This window comes from Thermoactinomyces sp. DSM 45891 (genome assembly GCF_900119485.1).
Lineage (GTDB): Bacteria > Bacillota > Bacilli > Thermoactinomycetales > Thermoactinomycetaceae > Baia.
In genome coordinates, this window is the sequence record NZ_FPJZ01000003.1 from 141090 (window position 1) to 165318 (window position 24229).

Below are 24229 nucleotides of genomic sequence, written 5' to 3' on the forward strand. Positions count from 1 at the left end.
ACAAAAAACCTTGATTTCTCAAGGATTAACGTGGTGGGCAGTACTAGGATCGAACTAGCGACCTCTTCCGTGTCAGGGAAGCGCTCTCCCACTGAGCTAACTGCCCTAGTCTATCTAGGTTTTTATGGTGGGCCCAACAGGATTTGAACCTGTAACCAACCGGTTATGAGCCAGGTGCTCTGCCGTTGAGCTATAGGCCCGTATGTATTTACGGAAAATGGCGGAGCTGACGGGATTCGAACCCGCGATCTCCTGCGTGACAGGCAGGCATGTTAGGCCTCTACACCACAGCTCCACATTGGTTGCGGGGACAGGACTCGAACCTGCGACCTTCGGGTTATGAGCCCGACGAGCTACCACTGCTCCACCCCGCGACATTATGATTGATTCATATTTTTTCTAACTTGTTTCAGCGACAATTAATACTATACAACAGAATGGATAATCACACAAGTACTTTTTTAAAATTTCTTAGTGTCTCCAGATGTATTTCACACCAAAACGCCCTTTTCTCGAGCGAAATACTTCCACAGTATCAGGGCTTTCGTACCCGTATAGCCACCAATCTTCTTGCATTCGTGTCGCTAATACTTTTGCTTGAAAACGGGATTCATATAATTTTGCGCAATAAATCCATTGATCCATCTATATCTCCTCCTAGCTGTAGTGTAACTCAGATAGTGGGAAATATTCCTAGTGATACAGCTGTTTTCATTTAGCAAATCTAGACTAACGCACAATTTAGGTGAACGTCCAAACGGGCTTATAGAGATTAACATAGTATATACAGAACAAGCAAGTCACTTGTTCCACCAAATTCCCTCCTCAAATGGCAACCGAGTACAGGGCAGTACTCGGTTTTTTTATTTTGTTAAGATCATTGAAGTATCACCATATATGGTACACCTTCATCCTACTATGAGATCAAACGGATTAATATGTGTCTATGGCTGAATCGCATTCTTCGTCTTCATCACGAATTCGATGGGCTAATCTCCCAGCAGCAGCAGCAGCAATCGCACAGACAATGTCATCTAAAAATGTATGACAATGTTCCCCGCTCTGATTATCTAGACTTTTGATAATGCCTATCTTTTGTTTATCTAAATATCCAAAGGTAGTAAGAGCAATGCTTCCATATCCAAATACGGATCCTAAAGCTAATGTCTCATCACAGCCAAATAACCCCTCATCGGCTTTGACAATACTTAGTAGCGGTTCAGAAAGTATGTTTTTCTCAGCTAAGGTATCTAGTTCGACTCCAACTAGAATCGCATGTTGTAATTCTCTTTTTTCTAAAACAGCCATTACACTTTCCAGACAAACCTCTTTCCGAAGGTCCGCTTTATAAGGGACTTGCATCTCATAGACGATCTCAGCAATAGCCTCCAAAGGAACTCCTCGCTCCGTTAACTTATTCATCACAGCTTGATAAACCTCACTACTATGAACTCTTCTACCCATTTTTCATTCTCCTTCCAACATGGTAAATCACTATTATTCAAACGAACACGATAGGTTTCCTTTTTATTTCAAAATTCCTCACCCATCTTTTCAAAGAAAAGGGGTAAAATACAGAAACAGGAGTGATGTTCATGCGTATAAGTGTAAAAAAAGTGGAATCTAACGACGAATTAAATCAAGCTTTTGAAATTCGGCATAAAGTATTTGTATATGAACAAGGGGTTCCTGAGGATCAGGAAATTGATGAAAAAGAAAGTTCCTCCATACATTTCTTAGCAAAATTAGATCACAAAGCAATTGGCACTTGTCGTATGAGATGGTATAAGCACCATGTAGCCAAAGCAGAACGTGTAGCAGTCCTACCTGAAGGACGTGGAACAGGGGCTGGTCGTGAACTAATGCTGGCATTAGAAGAGTATGCTCGGCACCAAGGGGCCCAGAAAATCGTCCTCTCTGCCCAAACACATGCCCTTCCTTTTTATGAGAAACTAGGGTATACCGCAGAAGGTGAGGTGTATCTAGATGCGGGTATTGACCACAAGGATATGCAAAAAAAGCTTTCCCTATGAGCAGGACAAGCTTCTACTTCACATAACAGAACCAAAAGAAACAGCCTCCAACAATACAGTAGGCTGTTCCTCTATTTTTGACCTAATACATGGGCGTTCGGTAACTCTTCTTCCATTAATGTCATAGGAAACACGTTTTCAATATGAGTAAAAATACAGTGGTTTTCACTCATTTGAATCGTTCCTCGAACCCAAAAACGCTCATCTGACCAAATCGCAGGGAAAGCACGAAGTTGTACAGGTACCCATCGTTCACCAATCAACAGGACAGGACCTGTCCCTGAAATTGCAAGCATGAACATATTTTGTATCATGGTTCCTGTATGGTCTGTTTCCCCTGTATCAATTGCGTGTTCCGCTAACCAAGTACGTGCCTCAATCGTTGTAGGCAATTTATGAATTAAAATAGAGTAAACTTTTTTGAAATGAAGATATATATTAGAAATGCCTTGGTTATAGAGCCATTGAAACAGATTTTTCAAGGTATTTAAGAAGATCTTAGAAGCCATTGGAGTAGCTTTTCCACTATCCAAATACCAAATGCTAAAAAAATGAATGAAAGCTTCCTCATTTAGCATAGACCATTGAAAAGATTGTCCAAATCGTTTGGAGAGATAGTCAAACAGTATCTCTAGCGATTTACTGTAAAATTGTTGGGTTCTCTTTTGTAATGGATTAACCTGCGAAACGTAAAACTGCTCTAACTGTTGCATGATTTTAATCGGCAATCCTGGTTGTTCAGACATATACTCGACATTTGGCCAGAACAGAGTTTCACGGATACCGTCCACCATCTCAGGCGTTGATGCTGGTGCTAACTTCTCCGCCTTTTCAAGCTCTTGAGCGCGTTTCATGGACCATCCAAGCACTTGCCATCCTTGTTCACGTTCACGAGTTGCATATTTTTGTTGTTCTTGGTCTAGGTGGTTAAATTTCTCTAGTTGCACGAGTATCTCCCCTCTCATCTCATGCACAAAAGATGTATAAGGGCCAAACAGCTCATATCGATTTCCTAAACGTATTAAGCGAGTAAAGACAATCCGTTCACGAGGCACCTCTGCACCTCGTATCACTTCATACTCAACCCCATCTAATAGAGATCGAAACAGCATGCTTTCTTCCCTTATGTCGATCATTTCATAACATGTGAGTTTACTATCCAAATAGCTTGTCAGCACTCTTTCCTTCTCTGGTGTTCGGCGGACTGTTGATGCCCACAGCTCAACCGGTCGCTTATTTTGGACACAGGGGGCGTCAAGTAACAACCAATAATAAAAGGAAAAGGAAAAAGATTGTGGGACTGGTTCTTGTAGAGGTAAGTGCAATAACTCTTTAAAACGATGCCCCCACTTACTATGCTTTTCCATTTTCCAATACGGATGAAACCACTGATTTAGGTCTACGAGTAATTTTTTTGATAGATCTCGGTCGCGTCCTTCTCGCAATCCCTCAGCATGACGAATCGTGACTACACGTTCACAGCACTTTTTGTACTTTTTCCCACTTCCACAAGGGCAGGGTTCATTTCGACCTACCATTCATACACCTCGGATGAATTATTCCTTTCCTAAGTATATCGAAAAAGTAGGGAAATTCAAAGACGAATTTGATAAAACTTTCCATTTTATCTTTTCAAAAAAGAAAGAACCTGCAATTCTTCTTTGCAGGTTGCATAGTATTGAACTCCACTATGTACGGTCTTAATCTAGGATGTACACCTTTTTATCTTTACGTCCCCACTTTCTACATTCCGCTTCAGAATTAAAATATACATCAACAATATTTCCTTTTACGGCACCACCTGTATCTGCTGCAACCGCCATTCCATAGTCTTCAATGAACAGCTTTGTTCCAAGTGGAATTACTTTTGGATCAACTGCCACTAGTCCAACTCTAGCCACTTTCCCTGAAGCCGTCTTTGCACCTTTTTTGGAAGTGTAGGCGGTGGTTTCGGCCATTATCATTTTCTTATACGACGTTCCGTTTGGTAAGGAACCACCACCTGCAAACGCGGGTCTCGAATCTTCCTCTTCTTTCGTTCCAATCTTAAATACTGCTTTTACAGGATCGATTTTTTCGATCAACTTGGAATCAGAAGCTGGCTTTCCATCCTTCATCATAGGCTCACCATTTTTATAGTAGATGGTAACTTGATAAATCTCTTTTCCTAGCTTTCCAGGGGTAACCTCTTTCTTCTCCCCTTTTGCTAAGGTTTTATCTTTTTGTTCTTCTGTATCGAACTTAATCTCTTTTTCTTCTTTTTTGACTACTTGCTCAATTCTGTCAACTGAGATCTGCATTCCATCTTGAATTTTTGCATCCAATGCTGTACTTACTTCGTCCCATTCACCTAAGGCGATTTTTTGCTCCTCTAAAAACTCACGAACCGTACCTTTCGCGGTCTCTTTCTCACCTTCGGCTTTACCACCTATAGTTAGGCTGACTTTACATCGACAATTCAAGCTAACGTTGGTAAGATCTTTGGTCAATTTTTGAGTCCAAGGAACACTAGGATGGTACTTTTGTTTCATCTCGGCTATCTTGAAACCTTCATCCTCCAAAGCTTCAGCAACTGTATCATGAAAGCCTTTTGAGACGACTTTCTTACCATCGCTAAAGGTGATGACTACTTCTTTCTCCATCGCATTTACCACAAGTGTCCCGGTTAAACTGAGGGCTACTGTAGCTATTCCGGCTAGAAGAAATTTTTTATTCATCGAATCGCTCCTTTAGTGGGTTTAACGTGTCCCATTATAACAGACTATTTTCGTTATTTCTATGCAAATTGGCTAAATAGGAAGTATTTTCTAACCCTCTTCCCTTATCGGCAAAAAAGCCGTCACATATTGGGCGACGGCTAGTTAGGATTCATCTTGCTGCGATAATGGGGGTGAATCAGGTATTTCATTCTGTTTATGCATAATGGCATTTGGCCCATAAATAGATATATTCAAAACTCCTCCGGTTATGCGGGAAGATATCAAAATAGGTTCATTGAATTGGTTACGAAACTTAAAATCATAGCCTCCCCATGACACGGTAGCATCCCGGTCTTTAGGGACATACGCCACATGCTTGCTATGGCTATAGCGTTGCACAATTTGCAGTCCTGCTTGATCAGCACTATTAAATAAGGTGGAAGAAGTTTGGCAGATCCCTCCCCCGACTCCTTCGCTATACTCTCCTTTTACAATGATACGAGCAGGACGATAACCGCGTTCGGTTGTCCGAATGCCTACGATTTCATTAAATGAAAAGGTTTCTCCTGGTACGACGATTCTATGGTCAATCGCATTCGTAGACAGAGAAATATTGTGTGATCGGTTTTCATTATCAGGATTAAAATAAGTCCGATATGAACCTAGACGCTTCTGCTTCAAGGTCAACACTTTTTGTTTGGTGATCTGTGGCTGAAGTATTTTTAATGGTAGTTCTTGAGGCAGATTAAGAATTTGATGGACATTTTGTAGAGTCTCCTCAATCGCTACATAATCAACTTGATAACCAACTTGATCTGGTATCAGTTTTCTATTCTTATAAAAAGCAGATACAGGGTCTTTTTCAACTTGTGGAGCAACTTCAGTTCGAATCCAGCTGTGAATGAGTTCATGGTCTAATGAAGTAGGGTCAATTCCGTCAAATCCTATGTCACCCAATTCTAATTCCCAGACTTGATTCTCATGATGAAATATCATCTTTGCATTCAGTTGATGTCCTGCTTTTGGAGTTTTCTCCTCTTGTGGAGATGCCTGTTTTTGACTTGCTTGCATGGGAGTACAAGACAGTATGAACAAACACATAGTGGATATAAACGTGATCAGAATTGGTTTCTTCATCTGATTCTCCTCCTTCCTCCAGTAGTCTGCCCAGAGATTCGCCGAATAATAATCACAATCCCGTCACATATTCCTATATATGTGATATTATTCACATTTTATAATGTTTATAGATCCATTTATTGTTTGAAATCAAGATCTTTATTTGTGAAATATTGAACATGATAGCATTGTTTCAATAAAAGGAGGCCTATCAATGGATGCTGTTTTTTGGTCACGAATTCTCACAGCAGAAACACTTTCCTTTCATATTATCTTCGCCACGATCGGAGTCGGTGTTCCTTTATTTATCTCATTAGCTGAAGCATGGGGGATCTGGAAAAAAGATAATCACTATATCATGTTAGCAAAAAGATGGACCCGCGGCTTTGTTATTACTGTAGCTGTCGGTGTGGTAACGGGAACCTGTATTGGACTTATGCTTTCTCTGTTATGGCCCCAGTTTATGCAACTAGCAGGCAATGTAATCAGCCTTCCGCTATTTATGGAGACATTCGCCTTTTTCGTCGAAGCTATCTTTCTTGGTATTTATTTATATACATGGGATCGTTTTAAAAATCCGTGGATCCATTGGGCTAGTTCCGTCCCCATCGTGATTGGATCCTCTATGTCAGCTGTATTTATCACGATCGTAAACGCATTTATGAATACTCCAGCTGGGTTTCGTCTAGAAAATGGAAAAGCGGTCGATATTGATCCGATTGCCGCTATGCTCAACCCTGCTACACCTAGTAAAGTAGCACACGTCTTATCCTCTGCATATCTAACATGCGGCTTCTTACTTGCCTCCATCGCCGCCTATCACATCCTCAAAGGTAGAAATCATGTTTATTATAAAAAGGCGCTTCGTCTAACGATGATCACTGGATTTATCCTCGCTATCGCGACTTTTGCAGCTGGTGATATCTCTGGAAAGTTTTTAGCTAAGCATCAACCAACTAAATTAGCGGCTGCCGAATGGCACTTTGAAACAGCCAAGCAGGCTCCTTTGATTTTCGGTGGTGTTTTAAACAAGGAAACACAAGAAGTGAAGTATGGAATCGAAATACCTTTTGCCCTTAGTATCTTGGCTGGTAATTCTCCTAATCATGAAGTGAAAGGTCTAAATGATATTCCCCAGGATTTATGGCCACCACTTTATATTCATTATCTGTTTGACGGCATGGTGTCAATCGGATTTTATCTCTTGCTTGTCTCAGCGGTTTTCGCAATTGAATGGTATCGAAAAAAAGGGAATCAGTGGAGTCCATGGCTTTTGCGAGGCATTGTCTTAGGAGCTCCCCTAGCTTTTATTGCTATTCAATTGGGATGGATATTCGCAGAAGTAGGTCGGCAACCGTGGATTATTACCGGGGTCTTAAGAGTTGATAAAGCTGCCACTACAGCAGATCACGTTTCCTCTACTACCTGGGCTTTTAGTGCCTTATTCCTCGCTCTCGGGATACTCACATGTATCGTATTATATCGCTTGTTCAGACATAACCGCGCAGAGCAAGAATTAGCGAAACGCTACGGATTATAAGGAGGAAAATCATCATGTCACTCGAGATGATTGGAATTACAGTACTATGGACATTTTTGTATGGATATCTAATCATAGCCTCCATTGATTTTGGTGCTGGTTTCTTCTCTTATTACAGCATGAAAACGAAAAAGGATCACATTGTGAATACGGTGATCGAAAGATATCTCTCGCCTGTTTGGGAGGTGACGAATGTATTCTTGATTTTTTTTATTGTAGGGATTATTGGATTCTTTCCTGATACAGCCTATTACTATGGAACCGCTCTTCTTATTCCAGGAAGCGTCTTCTTGATACTCCTTACCATCCGGGGTTCTTTTTATGCCTTTGCTCATTATGGAGTTCGAAGCAATCGCATTTATATGTTTTTGTATGGAGCTACTGGATTGCTGATTCCCGCAAGTCTATCCACTATTTTAACCATGTCAGAAGGAGGATTTATTAGGGAAACAGATTCTGGAATTACGCTATCGATCGTTCAATTATTCACAAATCCTTATTCATGGGCGGTTACGTTTTTAGCCATCGTAAGCGTTTTGTATATTAGTTCATCCTTCCTTACTTTCTATGCTAATCGAGCGCAAGACACTCCTGCTCGTGAATTACTACGCAAATACGCGTTAGCATGGAGTGGGCCCACTATCCTAGCCAGTCTTTTGGTTTTCTGGGCTCTTTCTCACCATAACCCACGCCATTTTCAGCGAGCACTTGAGATTGGTTGGTGCTTTGGGCTATCCCTACTTTGCTTTATAGGGGCTGTATTTCTAATTTGGAAACGAAAATGGTTCGGACTTGCCTTTGTGCTAGTCATGCTCCAGTTTGGGTTTGCTTTCTTTGGATATGGAGCTTCTCATCTCCCGTATTTATTAGATCCCTATATTACCATTCAGGGCGCCGTTACCAGTCCTGTCCTCGGAAAAGCATTAGTCATCACTTTTCTCGCTGGGCTGTTGGTATTAATCCCATCACTTGGGCTCCTACTTTGGCTATTTTTATTCAATGCCAAATATGTACAGGGTGAACATGAGGAAGGATATTTATAAGAATGATCCTACCTGCTTATTATGAATGAATTAAGACCCATTCATCTGTCCACTACAATGAGTGAGCTATGACAGGTTTATGGGTCCAAAAGGTATTATGAACAAGAACACTTGTCTACAAAATAGCGAAATAGCTTCAAAGAATGTTCATCATGAGTCATTGCTTCAGGGTGCCATTGAACCGCTAAGGCAAATTGATCACCTTGGTATTCAAATGCCTCCACGACTCCATCAGGGGCATAAGCGGTTGCTTGACATGTACCCGGTAAGTCTTTCACAGATTGGTGATGAAAGCTATTGACATCAATTTGACACTCATCTAAAATTTCTGCTAATTTTGATTGCGGGTCAATTTGGATCTTATGTGTAGCAACATGCCGATCTGCTTCTTGGGAATGCGGTAAATCGGTAGTTACTTGCGACGGCACATCTTGAATCAGCGTTCCACCTAGTACAACATTAAGCACTTGAGCTCCTCGACAAATGGCTAATATGGGCTTTCTGCGATTCATAAATGCTTTCGCGAGTTGGAATTCATATTGATCCCGAGTATCACAAACCAAATCAAGTGTTGGATGAGGTTCTTCATGGTAGTGAATAGGATTAATATCTCCGCCACCTGATAAGAGTAAACCGTCCAATCGATCAGCTAGTTCCTCTGCCAATGTTTCATTGACAATGGGTGATAATAAAACAGGGATTCCACCAGCAGTAGCAACCGAGTTCGCATATGCCCTTCTTATTTTGGTAAACTCATCTAATTCGATAAATGTTGTAATCCCGATCATTGCAGACATCCGCTACATCCCCTTATGAAGTAATGAATAACATACTGGATTTATAAAATTGTATGTTCATTTGGCATAATAGGCAACAAAAAACTCCAGGCGCGATATCTGGAGTTTTTTATCTTTAATGATTGTCGTTATCAGCGGTTACTCGATCGTCAAAAAGGAAACGGATGGAGTAAATTCCCGCAAGACCTACTATGGAGTAGATGATTCGGCTAAACATAGAGGTTGCAGGAGTTGGGTCACCACCAAAGATGGCAGCTACAATATCCCATCCAAACACTCCTATCAGAAGCCAGTTGAGCGCGCCAATAATGACTAATAGAAGGGCAATTTTTTTCATACTAACCATGTTCCTCCTTTGTGAGTCACTATTAGTATGAGAATGCAGGCAAATATTATACAGAAAGGTTCTTTTTCTATTTCTACACTTGTACGTTCAAAGCTGCCTCTGCTTCTTGCTTGCGCTTGTGCTCTTCCGCTAATTTATCAATTTCTTTTTTCAGTTCTGCAACCATTTCCTTCTCAGGAATCTTACGAATAATTTCTCCATGTCTAAATAGGAGACCTTCGCCACGTGCTCCCGCGATGCCGATGTCCGCTTCTTTCGCTTCTCCAGGGCCGTTCACTGCACAACCAAGGACGGAAACTTTAATCGGTGCTTGAATATTCGAGATGTACTCTTCTACCTCATTGGCAATACTAATTAAATCAATCTCAATTCGGCCACACGTTGGGCAAGAAATTAACGTAGCCGCATTTGCTGCTAATCCAAATGTTTTTAATAACTCGCGCGCTACTTTTACTTCTTCTACTGGATCAGCACTGAGTGAAATTCTCATGGTAGAACCAATTCCTTGAGAGAGAATCGCACCTAGACCCGCCGAGCTCTTTACTGTTCCAGAGAATAAAGTCCCTGATTCCGTAATTCCTAAATGCAAAGGATAACGGAACGCGGCAGCTGCTTTTTGGTAAGCCTCGATTGCTAAGCGTACATCCGATGCCTTTAAGGAAACAATAATATCTTGGAAGTCTAGATCCTCTAAAATCCCAATATGATAAAGGGCGCTTTCCACCATACCTTCAGCGGTGGGATATCCATATTTGTCTAGAATCCGCTTCTCCAAAGACCCTGCATTTACTCCGATTCGAATGGGAATTCCACGTTCTTTAGCCGCCTTAACAACTGCTTCTACTTTTTCACGGCGACCGATATTCCCTGGATTAATACGAATTTTATCAATTCCACCCTCTATAGCTCTTAAAGCAAGTTTGTAATCAAAGTGAATGTCCGCTACTAAAGGGACGGTGATTTCTTTTTTTATCTCTTTAATAGCATCAGCTGCACGTTGATCCGGTACAGCCACACGAACAATTTGACACCCAGCTTCAGCAAGACGATTAATTTCGGCTACCACTTTTGGGACATCATGCGTTTTACTAGTAGTCATACTTTGAATAACAACTTGATCATTTCCACCAATTTGTATATTTCCAACCTTTACAGGTCTTGTTTCTGAACGATGATACACGATGTATTCGCTCCTTTTTATAAAGCTTTTCTAGAGAAAGTATATCATAGCTGTCAAACAAAAAAGGAGCTAAACAGCTCCCGATAATGGATAACTTTTTACAATTTACGATGGCTTCGAACCTTCTGTTGGCTTTTGTGATCGATGACGTCGTTCTAACTGCTTCTCCACGAAGAGCTTGGTTCCAATCGGGACGATCCCAAACCATTTTTCTAGCCAAGGTTCTTTTCGCTCTAATCGCTGTGCTTTTCGTTCCGTTCGCGGAGTTTCCATAAACCATAACATCTGCTTCATCATATAGGTAATCCAATCTCTAAATGACAACCTCATCACCTCATCCCTAGCATGACCTCCTAATCATTCCTTTAAACAGGGAGCTAATGCCAATGGGAGAGGATTTCGGTTGTGATTGCTTCAGGTGAACGGTCATCTGTCTGAATCCGGTAGTCAGCAATCGTTTCATAAAGGCTCTTTCTTTCACTCCATATACGTCGAATTTTTTCGGCCTTATCCCCTTGCAAGAGAGGTCGATTTACATCTAAATCCAACCGCTGAATAAGAGTCTCCACATCGGCTATTAGATGAAACACCACTCCATTCGCTTTCTTCATCCGTTTTCTATTCTCGGGCCGAAGTATAACACCCCCGCCTGTAATGAGAATATGTGGCTGGGGTTGCTTCAAAAAATGCTTTAGAGCTTGCGATTCCAATTCGCGAAAATAAGACTCGCCCAACTGCTCAAATATGCTTGGGATCGATTGATTTTGTCTCTCTTCAATCCAGTGATCAAAATCAATAGCTGGATACGGAAGATGCTGAGCAAGATGTTTTCCAACGGTGCTTTTTCCAGTCCCCATCATCCCTAACAAGATTAGATGTTTTTGATGTAGATTCATGCTGTGTTCGCTTCTTTCTTTGCGAGATTACTTATCATCTCTTACTTCTTTTATTTTTCTGCCTGTTTCCAGATCAATCTGGACAGTTATCGTTTTTCGAACTCCTAATTTACCTGTCGCTCTTGCTTGTAAGATTCCCGTTTGACCTTGCTCTAAATCCGAATCTGAACTGGGTAATAGTGTTACCTGAATTGCTTGCTCCACGCTCGCCTCTTGCCAACTCCATTTAGACTCATCTAAACGCTCTTTCCAATTTGCCAACACTTTATCAATCGCTCCAGTGGCTGCATATCGTGCCTTTACTCTCTCAGAATCTAAAAAGTCCGCTTGTTGAATCGCGACTGTTTGCGAGATGTATGCATGGACAAATTGGAACACAAGCCAAATAACCATCATCACAACGGGAATCATAAAACCTTGTTCAAGGTTACTCTTATTTCTTAGCATATAGTAACATCTCCATAAATCGAGACTGTTTTTTTGAATTTGAAGCGAAGTGAACAGACATACGAATGCCTTTTCCTTCCCGTATCCAGTTGCATTTTTCTATTTGTGTTGCTAGGATCATCGTGCCCTGAAAGGTGGATTCATTCTGCTTTTTAATGCTACGAATCAAGCGATTGTTTTGACAACGAACCCGGATCTCATCCCCATTAACCTGTTTGGCGATCAAATCATTTTTATTTACTTGTAAAGAATAGGACCCTCGTAATTCTTGATCAATGTATTGATGCATAGCCTGGCGTTCTCTCATCAAAATCTGATGTTGCTTTTGGCTTTCCCCTCTTGTCTCAGCAAAATGGATCATAATGAAAAGTACGGGAAGAATGATCGCAATGATGATTAATGTAAAAACAGTTTCCACATATGTGAAACCTGATTGTGAGGTTACAATCCTTTTGCAAGCCGATACGTATGGAGAGTGTAATCGTATTTTTTTGAGTTTGTTGAAGTGGATGTCCACTCGACCTTCACCTCCAACTCAAGAAGGTGATCCGACTCATGCTTCACCCAAGTATGGAGACGAAACTCCTGCTTGGTCTTATTTGGACTATGAACCTTCTCTACCTGGTGTCCAATCTTTAGTTTGGAAACAGGGCTGGCTAGCACATGTTCCATTTTGTTTTGTGCGATTTCCCTTGCATACTCATGAGATTTCACTTTTGACTCATTAAAAGTTTCGCTTCGGAAGATCGGAACAACGAATCCGATTACAGTGCACAAAATGGTACACGCGATAATCGTTTCGATAAAGGAGAAACCTGATTCTTTCATCTGTGTTCCTCCATGATGACCCGACCTGACCCTACTTGCACCTTCCAGACAGCCTGGTATCCCCTCTTACAGGTTAATGTAAGGGTACCTCCTACTGCTTGTCCCGTCTGTCTAAAAGTCACTTCATTTTTAGGAAGATGATGTGTAAATTTACACTGCGTCGGGATCGCAAGTTCTTTCCTCAATACATTGGACTCGGGCTGTTGTAACTGAATCTTATCTGGTAGCACAAGAACACGCCAACTCTTCTCTTGGCTAACAGCCAAAGAACGAGCTAGACTGAACATTTCTCGTACCTCCACACCAAACTGTTGCTCTATCTTATTTTGACTCATAGTGGAAAAAGATGGGAGGGCCAGGGTGCAAAATAGAGATAGTAGAAACAAAACAAAAACCGTTTCCATCAATGTAAAACCCAATTCGTTTCCTAACTGCTCTCTCATCATTTTTGACAAAACACCCGCTTCTCCAGTGGTAAATCAGGCTGTATTGTATAAGTTCCCTTTCCATTTGGACAAGTAGGGGCCGCGTGAAGGTACCCATCTTTTACTAAGACTTGGACACTGTTCGGATAAATACCATTCTCTAAATAATACTGCTCCGCCTGAGTCCAGATCATTCTCTGGTTTGCCAAATCGGCTTTTTTCTTCGCCGACTCACCAGCTGCCCTTAAATTAGGAATCGCGATTGCTAAAATAATACCGATCACAAACAACACAACTAGCATCTCAACTAATGTAAAACCTGACTCTCTTGAGTATAACCTCATACCAGTCACCTCTTTCTTCTATAAGCTCTGCACCATCTGTAGCATAGGAAGAAATAGTGCCAATACAGCCAGTGCTAATAAAAAACCAAGACATGAGATTAAGACGGGTTCAAGTAGTTTAGTAAACCGCTCGATCTGCTGTTTCATCGTTGCTTCCACCATACCAGCCAACGATTGAAGCGTTTGATCTAATTTTCCTGTCCGCTCCGCAATTGCTATATATTGAGTAAACGTTGGAATGGTATACAGATTTAGATATTCCTCACATGCCTGTTCCAATGTTTTCCCTTCTAGTAGCGCATCTCTCACAAAACCGATGCGCACAGCAATAATTCTCCATGGGGCGCGAAGATGTAGGCATTCGATCGCTTGAAGTAACGGAACCCCAGAGTGTAAGAGAGAACCTAATTGTAGTGCCAAATAATGTGTTACGCGAAACTTCATCCAGGCTCTGAGACCGAACACTCGAAAGCTCAGGCGTTCACCATAAGATCTCATTTGTTTTGGGCTCCGAATCCCCAGATATACCAAGAGACCGATCAGTACCATTAGCATAGTCCCAATGATCGGAAGGACGATCCCTGCTATGTCTGTCAAGGTAAACAGCATCTTGGTTAGCCAAGGCAACTCAAGTCCCATTGTAGTGTATAGTTCCTCAAAACGAGGAAGAACGGTACTAAGTAAAAAAATAAATGAAGCAATTACTAAAACCATCACAATCGCTGGATAGGTACACGCTTGTCTGATATCTTGGGTGATCTTTGCCTGCGTCTGATAAAACTGTTCACACTGTTTAAGACCCCGTTCATAATCTCCATATTGCTCTGCCGCCGCCACCAGTGAAACCATAAAAGGAGGCAAATGGCTTTTTTGTAGTGCTTTTGAAAAGGATGCACCTTGTTCTAAATGGTTCGTGACGGATCTGCCTACACTAGGAGAAAGTACTTTTTGTTGAATTAATAGTTCAATGCTCGTTACAAGAGGGACCCCGCATTGTAATAAATGCCGTAGTTGACCGCTAAATTGAGCTAGTTGATTGAAGGTCCAGTTGGATCTCTGCCACATCATTCATCACCCGCAACATTTCTTCATAGGTAGTAATTCCACTTGACACTTTTCGACGAAAGCCTTCTGGCAAGAAACGAATTCCTTTTTGACGAAAATGATTCCGGTATCGTTGAATCGTACGACTCTCAATAATAAGCCGACGAAAATCATCATCCGCTTCTAGCACTTCAAATACGCCTGTACGTCCGTAGTAACCTGTATGATGACATTCCTGACAGCCACTTGCTTGGCAGTACATACAGCTTTTTCGGATTAAGCGCTGGGCAACTACACCCGATAATGCATTCGCAACGCGATACGGCTCAATGCCCATATCCATCAATCGCACCACCGCTCCAATCGCATCCGCTGTATGGAGGGTTGTTAAAACTAAGTGACCGGTCAATGCTGCTCGTATCGCAATTTCGGCCGTCTCTAAATCACGAATTTCACCAATCATAATGACATCCGGGTCCTGCCGAAGGATAGCTCGTAGCCCAACACTAAAATTCATCCCTGCTTTCGGATGGACTTGTACTTGATTAATTCCAGGAATCTGCACCTCCACAGGATCTTCTAGAGTGATCACATTTCTGGCGGAGTCATTCAAGCATTGCAGCATGGCATATAAAGAAGTACTTTTCCCAGATCCAGTTGGTCCTGTCACGATAACCAGACCTGTATATCGTTGTAAAACCTGCTCTAATCGTCCTAATTCTTCTGGATCCATTCCTAAGTGATGAAGTTGAATCAATTCCTTTTTTGTTTGTAAGAGACGTAAAACGGCCTTTTCTCCATATAAAGTGGGTAACAATGAAACACGCACTTCTGCTGCCATCTCATCTAAATGAATCGTCATAGCACCATCTTGCGGCAAACGACGCTCACCCAAGTCTAGCTGACTCATCACTTTTATCCTTGATAACAGAGCGGGCGCGTGTTCAACCGGAACACGATGGGTCTCGAGCAAGAAGCCATCTACCCTCTGTCTGACACACATAAAGTCAGGAAATGGCTCTAAATGGATATCGCTTGATCTACGTACCACAGCATCTCCTAACAACTCCGTTAAAAATTGGACAACATCCATGTAAGTCCCTCTTCACATTTATTATTTTCAGTAATTTTTGATTTTTTTCGACTTACTTCCCCTAAATTCCTCCTTTTTTAGGTAGATAAGTTAAAAATAAGAAACCACATTCAGGGTCGATTGTCGTTTCCTGAATGTGGTTTCTTATTACACCATTCTTCTATTATGATTTCCCATAACTTTTTTCCATAGAACGCCAACTAATATAACGATGATAGCCAATGCGATGGGAATAAGGAACTTGAAGGTATCTAGCCCTTGCAAGAAGTATTTCTCAATTAATTTATCTCCTATAATCAGACCACCAGCAGTATACCCTAAAATAGCCGATCCCACATAGGTGAGCCATGGCAACTGGTTCATGATCTTGGCAATCAAGCGACTACCCCACATAATAATCGGAATACTGAGGGCTAGTCCAAATAGAACCAAATAAATATTTCCATGGGCAACGCCAGCAACTGCTAAAACATTATCTAAACTCATCACCACATCTGCAATCACAATCGTCTTAATCGCACTTCGCAGATCTTGATGACTTTCCACATGTGTTCCTTCGCTATTATCCTCTACAAGTAACTTTACCGCGATCCAGAGTAGCAACAATCCACCAATCGACATAAGGAATGGAACATTTAGCACATACGCAGCAATTGCCGTTAACGTGGCACGAAGTACAATGGCAGTACCTGCACCAAATAAGATTGCTTTCTTCTGTTTATCTTCAGGCAAGTTTCTCGCAACCATTCCGATCACAACAGCATTATCACCACTCAAAATAAGGTCCAAAACGATAATATTAAAAAACGAAAGCCAAAACTGCGCGTCCATCATTCAACCCCTTTTCTAGATTGTTCCTCTCCACTTTAACACGAAATAGTTTACTTACCGAAATAAATATATACCTCACCTTAGAAGAAAGATACCTCTTCTTCATTTTGCGCAGAGAAATCGATGACCTCTACACCCTCTACTGCCTCTTGAACAAGTTGTTCTACATTCAATTTAATCTCTAGGCGTTCACACACTTCTACATCAGGCCTTGTTTTAGGTGCTTTCGGGGTAAAAATGGTACAACAATCTTCATACGGCAAAATAGAAGTCTCATACGTATTGATTTTCTTAGAGATATCAATGATTTCGGTTTTGTCCCATCCAATCACCGGGCGTAAAATGGGCATATTGGTTACAGCATTGATCGCAGTCATACTTTCTAGCGTTTGACTCGCAACTTGCCCCAAGCTTTCACCCGTCACTAATGCAAGTGCGCTATTCTTCTTCGCTACTGCTTCGGCAACACGTAACATAAAACGCCTCATAATAGTAATCGTATATGATTCATAACAATGCTTATTAATTTCGGTTTGTATCTCTGTAAATGGAACTACATGCAGACGGACTCTTCCACCAAATCGGGTAAGCTGCTGTGCCAAGTCCATTACTTTTTGCTTCGCTCGCTCACTTGTAAAGGGATAACTATGGAAATGAATCGCATGAAGTTCCACGCCACGTTTTAAAGCCAGATATCCAGCAACAGGGCTATCAATCCCTCCCGAAAGTAGGAGAAGAACCCGTCCACTCGTTCCAACAGGCAGTCCACCTAATCCAGCAATATCATTCCCATATATATATGTATCCTGCATAGAACGAATCTCAACATGGACAAAAAGATCTGGATTACGAACATCCACTTTATAACGAGAATTCGTATGAGCCAGCAAGTGCCCACCTACTAGCTGATTCATTTCTTGAGATCCAATAGGGAATCGTTTATCTGCTCTCTTACATCCTACTTTAAAGGTTTTTACACGATCTCCTTGACTCTGTAGTAAATGGAGCGCTGCTTCTTTTATCACTGTTAGATCTGTTTGTACACGCAACGCCGGACTAAATCCAACGAGTCCGAATATATCTTTACATTCTTCTATAATGGGATCAGCTGGATTATCACCCAGTTCGATAAAGAGTCTTCCAAAATGCTTACTTACCTTAATTCCGTCAAAACGCTCTAACTTTTGGCGAATATTACGTACCAAACGTTCTTCGAAGTCTTTTTTATTTTTCCCTTTTAAGGATAGCTCTCCGTAACGGAGCAGGATACAATTCACATTCATTTTCTCCGCACCTTCATCACTTGTTGTAAATTTGGAACCACACGTGCCAATGCGTACGCACAATCCATTATATCTTGTTCCTCTGTTTGATAACCCATGCTAACTCGAATCGAACTTGTGGCGGCTTCATTCGAAAGCCCCATCGCACTTAGGACCCGACTCGACTTTTCATTCTTAGATGAACAAGCTGATTTACTAGAAACCAGTACGTGTTCCTGTTCCAATGCATGAACTAACACTTCTGACTTCATCCCCGGAAAAGATAAATTAATAATGTAAGGAGCTCCACCGACTGGAGTCTGATCTCCATTTACCATAACATGATCTAGCTTGTCCACGACCTCTTTGATAAATCGGTCTTTCCATTGTTGAAACTGGTTCATCCGTCTGGCTTGTCCTTCGATTGCTAGGATGGTTGCCTTTGCTAATCCAGCAATTCCGGGTACATTCTGTGTACCACTTCGCATACCACTCTCTTGCCCTCCACCGATTATTAACGGCTTAATCGTCACTTGCTTTCTCAGGTACAGAGCCCCTATGCCTTTGGGACCATGTAGCTTATGAGCAGACAATGAAAGAGCATCAATCTTAGCCTTACGAACCGATAACGGAATTTTCCCATAGGATTGGACTGCATCCACATGGAAAAGTGCCTTTGGATACTGTTCCAACATGACACCGATCTCTTCAATCGGTTGCACTGTGCCCACTTCGTTATTTACATGCATCACCGAGACCAAGATCGTTTCATCCGTCATCGCTTTTTTTAAATCATGTAGATGAATACGACCTACCTTATCTACAGGTAAGTACGTAACACGAAATCCTTTTTTCTCTAGATAAGTGAACACTTCAAACACCGAAGGATGCTCCACCATTGTGGTAATGATATGCTGACCCCTTCCTTGGTACTGTTCCACGATGCCACGAATCGCCATATTATTCGCTTCCGTACCACCTGATGTAAAAAGAACCTCTTGTGGGGTTGAATCAAGTGCCTCAGCGACCACTTTTCTGGCTTGTTCAACTAATCGTTCTGCCTTCACTCCCAAATGATGCAAAGAGGAAGGATTCCCATAACATTGCTCTGTGACATCTGTCAGCATCTTCAGCACTTCTGGATAGACTGGAGTGGTTGCACTGTTATCAAGATAAATCACACGAGCACTCCCTTTACCTTAAAATAGCTTCAAATATCATAACACAGTCATGTCCATTCGATAAGGTTTGTCTCATAAAGAGTATCCCACATTTTACATTTCAACACTCAATAAAAAAGACAGGCAGATGCCTATCTATAGGATCTTCTTGCCAATCATCAGCCAAATGGCAATCCGCTATTACGAATTTCGTTTTTCTTAGTAATAGGATCTGCTATCTTGGGGGACTGGTTCCCACTTCCCTTTTGGTATCCATGTCGCCACGCAAATAACAAATGTTTTGCTAAATTACCAAAGTTATCGGTCTTTTGATGGATAAACATGTAAAGATCTTTTTCTAATGGATCCGATATATCAAATGTAACCGTCAGCATTTTTTGTGATGAGCCTGAAGGGGCTGATTGACGACCATTCATAATGTTATCAGCGCCCTTCCTACCTCATAGTATCCACGGACATTGGCTGTTTGTGGATCACTCATGGCAAAAGCATATCGAAAATGGGACTGTATGTACGGTTCTAGATGTAGGGCAACACCACCGATTAATAAAACCACATCATCAGAGTTCCAGCTTTTTGACACATGAGCTGCAATCATATCAGCCATTTCTCTTGCATTAGATTCTCGAACCGTTTCCCAACCAACGGGGATTGTTCCTGATTCTCGATCAATAAAAACCTTATCTTTAAATGTTACATAGTTCGTTGTTTTTGCGCCAACATCTACAATTCGCACCAAACCAGCACGAGGTGCGGAAAAAAAGGCTCCACCACCCTCGATGGTAGTATATACCCGTTGTACATAAAAGCGCTTCGTCTGTCCGTTCACCGTTACCTCATGATGACCTTCTAACAGCTGCCGAACCGATTCCCGCTCTTTTTCCGTATAGTTGCTGATGGGTAATCCCGTTACCAAATCAACCGTTCCCTGAGCTCCAGACAGATGGATCCCTGTCAAGGCAAGAAGAAGTGTCTCTTCTACTGCTTTGGTTTCTTGCATGGCTTGCCGAGTAAACTCCCCTTCTCGTTCTGCCAAATTCCCTACAAACCAATTCTTACCTTGATACTGAAGTTCTATATCACCCTCAAGCTCTTGGCGATAGTTACGCTTTCGCCAACCACTCACTTTACTAGGAAACATAAACGTGCGATTTTCGGTTCGTACCTTTACAAAGCTTCTACCGCAATCAATTGCTACTAACATCGCTATCCCCCTCCGATTTCATGTATATGAAACGGGGGCAAGCAATATGAAAGATTGATTTTATGATGTCTACTCTTTAAAGACGGCAGGAGCCTAGTCCTCTTTTTTGTAGATACCGCTGATGATATTCCTCTGCACGATAAAAAGCAGTAGCTGGCGTGATTTCCGTTACAACTGGATTTTTCCATTTTCCTGATGCATCTAGCTCCGCTTTCGAAACTTCGGCCCATTCTTTTTGTTGCTCAGAATGGTAAAAGATTGCAGACCGATACTGAGATCCTACATCTGGCCCTTGCCGATTTAATGTAGTCGGATTATGATTTTCCCAAAATACTTGTAAAAGAGTCTCATATGAAACTACGTTTGGGTCAAATTTGACTTCTAACACTTCAGCGTGCCCTGTTTGGTCTGTGCAGACTTCTTGATAAGTCGGAGAAGAAGTCAATCCCCCCATGTAGCCTACTGCCGTATGTGTAACTCCTGGAATCACACGAAACGCTTCCTCCACACCCCAAAAGCATCCTGCTCCAAATGTTGCTTTTTCTAATTGCGACATGGAAACAACCCCCTACTCATATCCTCTTACGACCTCGTCTAGTTTCCCTGTGTTTGGATCAATTACTAGTCCATGGACAGGTATATTACTAGGAAACAGCGGATGATTGCGGATCATTCTTACGCTTTGCATAACCCCTTCTTCCACCTTTCCGCATCCACACAGCCACTTCTCCACATCCACACCTTGGTCATAAACCGAATCAAGATCTTCTTGCTTGACCCCCATTTGTTTAATCCTCTCTAGCACCGTACCTGATTCTAAGCCAATCATGCCACAATCATGGTGGCCGATTACAAATATTTCTTCTACAGCTAATAGACTCACACCGACCAAAATGCTTCTCATCACCGATCCATATGGACTCGTAATCAGAGCACCCGCCGTCTTTACCACTTTCGCATCTCCATTTTGAAGATTCATCGCTTTAGGTAATAATTCTAACAATCGGGTATCCATACACGTAACAACTAATATCTTGTCCCCCGGATATTTCCCCGTTTGATAAGGCATATATTCTTTCCTTCGTACAAACTTGTCATTATAGGCTAAAATCCCTTCTAACTTACTCAATCTTAACACCTCTCCCATTAGACTGAATGTTTTACCTAAGAAAAATACTTTGTATTCATTATAACAAACTAACTCCTCCACAGCTCGCCTAAGTAAAGCATTACATGAGGCGCACTTCTAAGGATATCCTAATATTTGGATACTTAAAAACAGCACCATCTATGTTTAGCTAGCCCATCCCAGGGAATAGAAAAGCATGTTCGTCAAATAGACAAAAAGAAAAGGTTGTCCCCATTAATTTTTTTTAGATATACTAAAAACATTAGTAACGATCTAAAAAAGGTAAGGAGCTGATTAACTCTTATGACAGCGCGAAAAAAACTATGGCTAAACATTCTAGGATACTTCTTCTTAGTATTAGGAGTTATCGGTTGTGTCCTTCCCTTTCTACAAGGAATCCTCTTTATTCTAGTAGGTCTGAGCATATTATCTCAAACTTCCCCTTGGGCGGCACGACTCTTACATCGTTTCCGCACAAAATATCCAAAAATAGCAGAGAAGACAGATGCCTTTCTTCTTAAATTATTTCCTAAAAAAAAAGGAACATCCAAAAACTAAAGAAGAAAAAAGACAAAACCTCCAACTAAGCGCGAGGGTTTGTTTTTATTATGCTTTCACCCTCGCAACCCCAAGCCCATCTCCAATCGGAAATAAAATGGCCTCCAAACGCGGATGGGACGATAGGATTTCATTTACCTTTCGCACTGCCGCAGGAGCAGGGTTTCTGGCATCTTTTTCATTAAAAATCCGTCCGTTAAAAAATAGGTTATCACAACAGAGAATCGCCCCTGGATCAGCCAATTGCAGGACTTTCTCAATATAGAGAGGATAATTAATTTTATCGGCATCAATTACCATAAAGTCAAATCTCTCTTTATTACCGATTAGCTGATCCAATATCACCAATGCATCTCCCACCAAGATAGAGACCTGGTCCAGCAAGCCAGCACGTGATAAGTTTTGACGGGCAAAGTCCACATGTTCTTCTTTTAGCTCTAAACTTACCACCTCTCCACCAGTCCCCATTCCTCTCGCTAACCAAATGGTACTATATCCGCCCAGTAACCCAATCTCCAAGGCACGTTTCGCACCGGAAATCTTAGCCAAAAGATAAATGGCCTTACCTACTTCTGGTGGTATTGAAATAAGTGGTAGTCCATTTTCCACTAATCCAGTGGTGACTGATTTTAATAAGTCATCTTCTTGTACATACAACTCTTGAATATAAGCTTGTTCTATTTTCTTTTGTTCCATATTTCACTAGTCTCCCTTGTTGCAACAAAATACAAAAATCCCACTGCACCAAGACTAGCACAATGGGACGACTCTTAGCTATATATCATCATAGGTAAAATGAGGGTAGTGAGCACCAAAACCACTGCACCCATTCCAATTCCATACCACCCCAAACGATCATCGTACCGAAGAGCCAACACTCCTAGTACAATCCCGATCGGCGCTAAAATAAAAGGGATGATAAAAAAGGAAAGGATTGAAATCAAGATAGAGGCGATGCCCAATTTAGCAAGTGTTGGGGTACGCGGTCCTTTTGTCTCCTTTAAATCATCCGAGACCCTATCATTTCGAGTACGTTCCGTACGCACCGAATAGCCTGGTGGTGAAATTCCTACTTCTTGTGCAATCTCCACATCATCATGTATCGAAAGATCAGTCTTACTATCTGGCTCAAATGATGTATCTGATCGTGGTTGATTATTATTTTCAAAATGATCCATTCGCACATTCCTCCCTTTCGATATTGTGTCCACATCGAAAAGGAACTATACGAAGGCAAAGTCTCATTTTTGTATTATTCCATCTTTAACGAAGTACTCTTTTTTCAAGCCTATCGATACGTGCTAACATTTCTCTAATAATCTCATCATATTCGGATAAATCAGGGACAGCCATCTGCTCCCTTCTCGAAGACGTCGCCCCTCCTCCCTTAGAAAGTTCTCTCTTTAACTGTTCATTTTCATGTAGAACTTCCTCATAATCACGTACAATGATATCCAAAAATTCATCTACTGCTTTTGCATCATAGCCACGAAGTACTGTTTTAAAATCTTTATTAATAATATCCGTAGGTGTGATTCGTTTCATCGCTCTCCACTTCCCTCGAAATTTGTATAGTACTTATTATAACGAAAACAAACAAATCAACAACTTCAATATAAGAACAAATTAGAAATAAAAAAGACTAGGCCATTAGTCCTAGTCTCTGTTAATCCTCACTCAGGAGAGAGTGAAAATCGCTCTATAATATTTTTTAGTTGTTGATTGAAGTCATTCATTGGTTTGTTGTTGCGAGCTTGCTCCGTTATATCGGTTACGGTTTTCACAAAATCTGGTTGAACCGACAGATACACGCTACGGATTTCAGGTCTGGCTTGCCTCACTACATCCGTTACTCTCTTTCGCATCATCGGAGTCATCGTAAAATGAGTAAAATCTTGCTCCATACGTAAACCTACATAAGCCGTTTCTCCTGTAAGGAGTACTGTAGCATCTTTCACCTTAGGAAGGTTTTGGATTTTCTCCTCAATCCCCTCATCTTGTTGAAATGCTGGATTCCTCCCTTGATTCGTATTCTCAGGGGCTGAAATTTTAATAGGATTATAGTTTGGATCGTTCAAGTGATTTGATTCTTTCCTGGAGTAAACAGCGCATCCTATTGAACTCGACACCAAAAAAACACTTAGTACAAATACCTTACCAATACGGGGCAGTCCCATGTTCATTCCTCCATTTATTATCCTTTGCGCTTAGTATGAACAGGATGGAGGCA

32 protein-coding genes and 4 tRNA genes are annotated in these 24229 nt (G+C 41.4%); 4 read left to right on the forward strand and 32 right to left on the reverse strand.

Annotation, left to right across the window (positions count from 1 at the left end):
• Positions 1-31: 31 nt before the first annotated feature.
• The 6 genes from BT147_RS05400 to BT147_RS05420 form a co-directional block, all read right to left on the reverse strand.
• Positions 32-106: transfer RNA gene (locus tag BT147_RS05400), tRNA-Val, on the reverse strand.
• Positions 107-125: 19 nt separating this feature from the next.
• Positions 126-200, reverse strand: a tRNA-Ile gene (locus BT147_RS05405).
• Between the two features lie 18 nt (positions 201-218).
• Positions 219-295 (reverse strand) — tRNA-Asp (locus tag BT147_RS05410).
• 4 nt (positions 296-299) lie between these two features.
• Positions 300-374, reverse strand: a tRNA-Met gene (locus tag BT147_RS05415).
• A gap of 97 nt (positions 375-471) precedes the next feature.
• Positions 472-645: a hypothetical protein gene (locus tag BT147_RS15425; protein WP_176786549.1), complete on the reverse strand. Its 174-nt coding sequence runs from the start codon at positions 643-645 to the stop codon at positions 472-474.
• Between the two features lie 288 nt (positions 646-933).
• A complete protein-coding gene (locus BT147_RS05420; protein WP_072331892.1) occupies positions 934-1464 on the reverse strand; it encodes a phosphatidylglycerophosphatase A family protein in 531 nt (176 codons plus the stop codon).
• 131 nt (positions 1465-1595) lie between these two features.
• Here BT147_RS05420 and BT147_RS05425 point away from each other — a divergent pair, with 131 nt between their 5' ends.
• Entirely contained in the window at positions 1596-2033 is a 438-nt protein-coding gene (locus BT147_RS05425; RefSeq protein WP_072331895.1) for a GNAT family N-acetyltransferase, read from the forward strand.
• A gap of 71 nt (positions 2034-2104) precedes the next feature.
• Here BT147_RS05425 and BT147_RS15225 read toward each other — a convergent pair whose 3' ends face one another.
• The 3 genes from BT147_RS15225 to BT147_RS05440 all read right to left on the reverse strand — a co-directional run bounded on the left by BT147_RS15225 (position 2105) and on the right by BT147_RS05440 (position 5869).
• The gene (locus BT147_RS15225; protein WP_143187925.1) at positions 2105-3571 is read right to left on the reverse strand and encodes a YecA family protein; all 1467 of its coding nucleotides are present in this window, start codon (positions 3569-3571) and stop codon (positions 2105-2107) included.
• A gap of 162 nt (positions 3572-3733) precedes the next feature.
• Entirely contained in the window at positions 3734-4750 is a 1017-nt protein-coding gene (locus BT147_RS05435) for a resuscitation-promoting factor (RefSeq protein ID WP_072331897.1), read from the reverse strand.
• Positions 4751-4894: 144 nt separating this feature from the next.
• Positions 4895-5869: a VanW family protein gene (locus tag BT147_RS05440; protein WP_072331900.1), complete on the reverse strand. Its 975-nt coding sequence runs from the start codon at positions 5867-5869 to the stop codon at positions 4895-4897.
• A 196-nt stretch (positions 5870-6065) separates the two neighbouring features.
• Between BT147_RS05440 and BT147_RS05445 the strand changes: the two genes are divergently transcribed.
• Both BT147_RS05445 and BT147_RS05450 read left to right on the forward strand, forming a co-directional pair.
• Complete coding sequence (locus BT147_RS05445) at positions 6066-7391, forward strand: cytochrome ubiquinol oxidase subunit I (protein ID WP_072331903.1); 1326 nt, start codon at positions 6066-6068, stop codon at positions 7389-7391.
• 14 nt (positions 7392-7405) lie between these two features.
• A complete protein-coding gene (locus BT147_RS05450; protein ID WP_072331906.1) occupies positions 7406-8434 on the forward strand; it encodes a cytochrome d ubiquinol oxidase subunit II in 1029 nt (342 codons plus the stop codon).
• 95 nt (positions 8435-8529) lie between these two features.
• Here BT147_RS05450 and BT147_RS05455 read toward each other — a convergent pair whose 3' ends face one another.
• The 19 genes from BT147_RS05455 to BT147_RS05545 form a co-directional block, all read right to left on the reverse strand.
• A complete protein-coding gene (locus tag BT147_RS05455) occupies positions 8530-9231 on the reverse strand; it encodes a gamma-glutamyl-gamma-aminobutyrate hydrolase family protein (protein ID WP_072331909.1) in 702 nt (233 codons plus the stop codon).
• 115 nt (positions 9232-9346) lie between these two features.
• Positions 9347-9568: a DUF378 domain-containing protein gene (locus BT147_RS05460; protein ID WP_083426399.1), complete on the reverse strand. Its 222-nt coding sequence runs from the start codon at positions 9566-9568 to the stop codon at positions 9347-9349.
• A gap of 82 nt (positions 9569-9650) precedes the next feature.
• Complete coding sequence (gene ispG / locus BT147_RS05465) at positions 9651-10757, reverse strand: flavodoxin-dependent (E)-4-hydroxy-3-methylbut-2-enyl-diphosphate synthase (protein WP_143187926.1); 1107 nt, start codon at positions 10755-10757, stop codon at positions 9651-9653.
• A gap of 105 nt (positions 10758-10862) precedes the next feature.
• Positions 10863-11081, reverse strand: coding sequence for a YqzE family protein (locus BT147_RS05470; protein ID WP_177239689.1), 219 nt, complete (start codon positions 11079-11081; stop codon positions 10863-10865).
• Positions 11082-11134: 53 nt separating this feature from the next.
• The gene (locus BT147_RS05475; protein WP_072331920.1) at positions 11135-11653 is read right to left on the reverse strand and encodes a shikimate kinase; all 519 of its coding nucleotides are present in this window, start codon (positions 11651-11653) and stop codon (positions 11135-11137) included.
• Between the two features lie 27 nt (positions 11654-11680).
• Positions 11681-12100 (reverse strand): hypothetical protein, encoded by a 420-nt coding sequence (locus tag BT147_RS05480; protein ID WP_072331922.1) that lies wholly within the window; start codon positions 12098-12100, stop codon positions 11681-11683.
• Positions 12087-12518 carry a competence type IV pilus minor pilin ComGF gene (locus BT147_RS05485; protein ID WP_072331925.1) on the reverse strand — a complete coding sequence of 144 codons (432 nt, stop codon included), beginning with the start codon at positions 12516-12518 and terminating at the stop codon, positions 12087-12089. Before BT147_RS05485 ends, BT147_RS05480 begins: the two co-directional genes overlap by 14 nt.
• A 23-nt stretch (positions 12519-12541) precedes the next feature.
• Positions 12542-12928, reverse strand: coding sequence for a hypothetical protein (locus BT147_RS05490; protein ID WP_072331928.1), 387 nt, complete (start codon positions 12926-12928; stop codon positions 12542-12544).
• The gene (locus tag BT147_RS05495) at positions 12925-13383 is read right to left on the reverse strand and encodes a GspH/FimT family pseudopilin (RefSeq protein WP_072331931.1); all 459 of its coding nucleotides are present in this window, start codon (positions 13381-13383) and stop codon (positions 12925-12927) included. Before BT147_RS05495 ends, BT147_RS05490 begins: the two co-directional genes overlap by 4 nt.
• Entirely contained in the window at positions 13371-13697 is a 327-nt protein-coding gene (locus tag BT147_RS05500) for a competence type IV pilus major pilin ComGC (RefSeq protein WP_072331934.1), read from the reverse strand. The genes BT147_RS05495 and BT147_RS05500 overlap by 13 nt, the downstream gene beginning before the upstream one ends.
• A gap of 18 nt (positions 13698-13715) precedes the next feature.
• Positions 13716-14762, reverse strand: a complete 1047-nt coding sequence (locus BT147_RS05505) for a type II secretion system F family protein (RefSeq protein WP_072331937.1) — start codon at positions 14760-14762, stop codon at positions 13716-13718.
• Positions 14716-15834, reverse strand: coding sequence for a GspE/PulE family protein (locus BT147_RS05510; protein WP_072331939.1), 1119 nt, complete (start codon positions 15832-15834; stop codon positions 14716-14718). Before BT147_RS05510 ends, BT147_RS05505 begins: the two co-directional genes overlap by 47 nt.
• Positions 15835-15981: 147 nt before the next feature.
• A complete protein-coding gene (locus BT147_RS05515; RefSeq protein ID WP_072331941.1) occupies positions 15982-16665 on the reverse strand; it encodes a TerC family protein in 684 nt (227 codons plus the stop codon).
• 80 nt (positions 16666-16745) lie between these two features.
• Positions 16746-17948 (reverse strand): tRNA uracil 4-sulfurtransferase ThiI, encoded by a 1203-nt coding sequence (gene thiI, locus BT147_RS05520; protein WP_072331944.1) that lies wholly within the window; start codon positions 17946-17948, stop codon positions 16746-16748.
• Positions 17945-19108, reverse strand: a complete 1164-nt coding sequence (locus tag BT147_RS05525) for a cysteine desulfurase family protein (protein ID WP_072331946.1) — start codon at positions 19106-19108, stop codon at positions 17945-17947. The genes thiI and BT147_RS05525 overlap by 4 nt, the downstream gene beginning before the upstream one ends.
• Before the next feature lie 158 nt (positions 19109-19266).
• Entirely contained in the window at positions 19267-19524 is a 258-nt protein-coding gene (locus tag BT147_RS05530; protein WP_072331949.1) for a hypothetical protein, read from the reverse strand.
• The gene (locus BT147_RS05535; RefSeq protein WP_072331952.1) at positions 19521-20312 is read right to left on the reverse strand and encodes a ParM/StbA family protein; all 792 of its coding nucleotides are present in this window, start codon (positions 20310-20312) and stop codon (positions 19521-19523) included. Before BT147_RS05535 ends, BT147_RS05530 begins: the two co-directional genes overlap by 4 nt.
• A 76-nt stretch (positions 20313-20388) precedes the next feature.
• On the reverse strand, positions 20389-20868 hold the full coding sequence (msrA, locus tag BT147_RS05540) for a peptide-methionine (S)-S-oxide reductase MsrA (RefSeq protein WP_072331956.1): 480 nt from the start codon (positions 20866-20868) through the stop codon (positions 20389-20391).
• Positions 20869-20880: 12 nt separating this feature from the next.
• The gene (locus BT147_RS05545) at positions 20881-21441 is read right to left on the reverse strand and encodes a beta-class carbonic anhydrase (RefSeq protein WP_143187927.1); all 561 of its coding nucleotides are present in this window, start codon (positions 21439-21441) and stop codon (positions 20881-20883) included.
• Between the two features lie 303 nt (positions 21442-21744).
• Here BT147_RS05545 and BT147_RS05550 point away from each other — a divergent pair, with 303 nt between their 5' ends.
• Complete coding sequence (locus BT147_RS05550; RefSeq protein WP_072331959.1) at positions 21745-21999, forward strand: PGPGW domain-containing protein; 255 nt, start codon at positions 21745-21747, stop codon at positions 21997-21999.
• 48 nt (positions 22000-22047) lie between these two features.
• On the opposite strand, the gene BT147_RS05555 is transcribed toward BT147_RS05550, so the two are convergent.
• From BT147_RS05555 to BT147_RS05570, 4 genes are all read right to left on the reverse strand, one after another.
• On the reverse strand, positions 22048-22695 hold the full coding sequence (locus tag BT147_RS05555) for an O-methyltransferase (protein WP_072331962.1): 648 nt from the start codon (positions 22693-22695) through the stop codon (positions 22048-22050).
• Positions 22696-22769: 74 nt separating this feature from the next.
• The gene (locus BT147_RS05560; RefSeq protein WP_072331965.1) at positions 22770-23177 is read right to left on the reverse strand and encodes a DUF4190 domain-containing protein; all 408 of its coding nucleotides are present in this window, start codon (positions 23175-23177) and stop codon (positions 22770-22772) included.
• Between the two features lie 85 nt (positions 23178-23262).
• Positions 23263-23544, reverse strand: coding sequence for a DivIVA domain-containing protein (locus tag BT147_RS05565; protein WP_072331968.1), 282 nt, complete (start codon positions 23542-23544; stop codon positions 23263-23265).
• Between the two features lie 128 nt (positions 23545-23672).
• A complete protein-coding gene (locus BT147_RS05570) occupies positions 23673-24176 on the reverse strand; it encodes a YhcN/YlaJ family sporulation lipoprotein (protein ID WP_072331971.1) in 504 nt (167 codons plus the stop codon).
• Positions 24177-24229 lie beyond the last annotated feature (53 nt).

What these genes read in the sequence shown, in the direction of transcription:
- BT147_RS05420 (WP_072331892.1), bottom strand. Translation starts at nt 1,464, where the DNA reads ATGGGTAGAAGAGTTCATAGTAGTGAGGTTTATCAAGCTGTGATGAAT.
- BT147_RS05460 (WP_083426399.1), bottom strand. Translation starts at nt 9,568, where the DNA reads ATGAAAAAAATTGCCCTTCTATTAGTCATTATTGGCGCGCTCAACTGG.
- BT147_RS15425 (WP_176786549.1), bottom strand. Translation starts at nt 645, where the DNA reads ATGGATCAATGGATTTATTGCGCAAAATTATATGAATCCCGTTTTCAA.
- BT147_RS05570 (WP_072331971.1), bottom strand. Translation starts at nt 24,176, where the DNA reads ATGGGACTGCCCCGTATTGGTAAGGTATTTGTACTAAGTGTTTTTTTG.
- BT147_RS05435 (WP_072331897.1), bottom strand. Translation starts at nt 4,750, where the DNA reads ATGAATAAAAAATTTCTTCTAGCCGGAATAGCTACAGTAGCCCTCAGT.
- BT147_RS05455 (WP_072331909.1), bottom strand. Translation starts at nt 9,231, where the DNA reads ATGTCTGCAATGATCGGGATTACAACATTTATCGAATTAGATGAGTTT.
- BT147_RS05445 (WP_072331903.1), top strand. Translation starts at nt 6,066, where the DNA reads ATGGATGCTGTTTTTTGGTCACGAATTCTCACAGCAGAAACACTTTCC.
- BT147_RS05530 (WP_072331949.1), bottom strand. Translation starts at nt 19,524, where the DNA reads ATGAATGGTCGTCAATCAGCCCCTTCAGGCTCATCACAAAAAATGCTG.
- thiI (WP_072331944.1), bottom strand. Translation starts at nt 17,948, where the DNA reads ATGAATGTGAATTGTATCCTGCTCCGTTACGGAGAGCTATCCTTAAAA.
- BT147_RS05555 (WP_072331962.1), bottom strand. Translation starts at nt 22,695, where the DNA reads ATGGAACAAAAGAAAATAGAACAAGCTTATATTCAAGAGTTGTATGTA.
- BT147_RS05450 (WP_072331906.1), top strand. Translation starts at nt 7,406, where the DNA reads ATGTCACTCGAGATGATTGGAATTACAGTACTATGGACATTTTTGTAT.
- BT147_RS05535 (WP_072331952.1), bottom strand. Translation starts at nt 20,312, where the DNA reads ATGTTAGTAGCAATTGATTGCGGTAGAAGCTTTGTAAAGGTACGAACC.
- BT147_RS05550 (WP_072331959.1), top strand. Translation starts at nt 21,745, where the DNA reads ATGACAGCGCGAAAAAAACTATGGCTAAACATTCTAGGATACTTCTTC.
- BT147_RS15225 (WP_143187925.1), bottom strand. Translation starts at nt 3,571, where the DNA reads ATGGTAGGTCGAAATGAACCCTGCCCTTGTGGAAGTGGGAAAAAGTAC.
- BT147_RS05515 (WP_072331941.1), bottom strand. Translation starts at nt 16,665, where the DNA reads ATGGACGCGCAGTTTTGGCTTTCGTTTTTTAATATTATCGTTTTGGAC.
- BT147_RS05480 (WP_072331922.1), bottom strand. Translation starts at nt 12,100, where the DNA reads ATGCTAAGAAATAAGAGTAACCTTGAACAAGGTTTTATGATTCCCGTT.
- BT147_RS05510 (WP_072331939.1), bottom strand. Translation starts at nt 15,834, where the DNA reads ATGGATGTTGTCCAATTTTTAACGGAGTTGTTAGGAGATGCTGTGGTA.
- BT147_RS05490 (WP_072331928.1), bottom strand. Translation starts at nt 12,928, where the DNA reads ATGAAAGAATCAGGTTTCTCCTTTATCGAAACGATTATCGCGTGTACC.
- msrA (WP_072331956.1), bottom strand. Translation starts at nt 20,868, where the DNA reads ATGTCGCAATTAGAAAAAGCAACATTTGGAGCAGGATGCTTTTGGGGT.
- BT147_RS05560 (WP_072331965.1), bottom strand. Translation starts at nt 23,177, where the DNA reads ATGGATCATTTTGAAAATAATAATCAACCACGATCAGATACATCATTT.
- BT147_RS05475 (WP_072331920.1), bottom strand. Translation starts at nt 11,653, where the DNA reads ATGAATCTACATCAAAAACATCTAATCTTGTTAGGGATGATGGGGACT.
- BT147_RS05425 (WP_072331895.1), top strand. Translation starts at nt 1,596, where the DNA reads ATGCGTATAAGTGTAAAAAAAGTGGAATCTAACGACGAATTAAATCAA.
- BT147_RS05440 (WP_072331900.1), bottom strand. Translation starts at nt 5,869, where the DNA reads ATGAAGAAACCAATTCTGATCACGTTTATATCCACTATGTGTTTGTTC.
- BT147_RS05500 (WP_072331934.1), bottom strand. Translation starts at nt 13,697, where the DNA reads ATGAGGTTATACTCAAGAGAGTCAGGTTTTACATTAGTTGAGATGCTA.
- BT147_RS05505 (WP_072331937.1), bottom strand. Translation starts at nt 14,762, where the DNA reads ATGTGGCAGAGATCCAACTGGACCTTCAATCAACTAGCTCAATTTAGC.
- BT147_RS05565 (WP_072331968.1), bottom strand. Translation starts at nt 23,544, where the DNA reads ATGAAACGAATCACACCTACGGATATTATTAATAAAGATTTTAAAACA.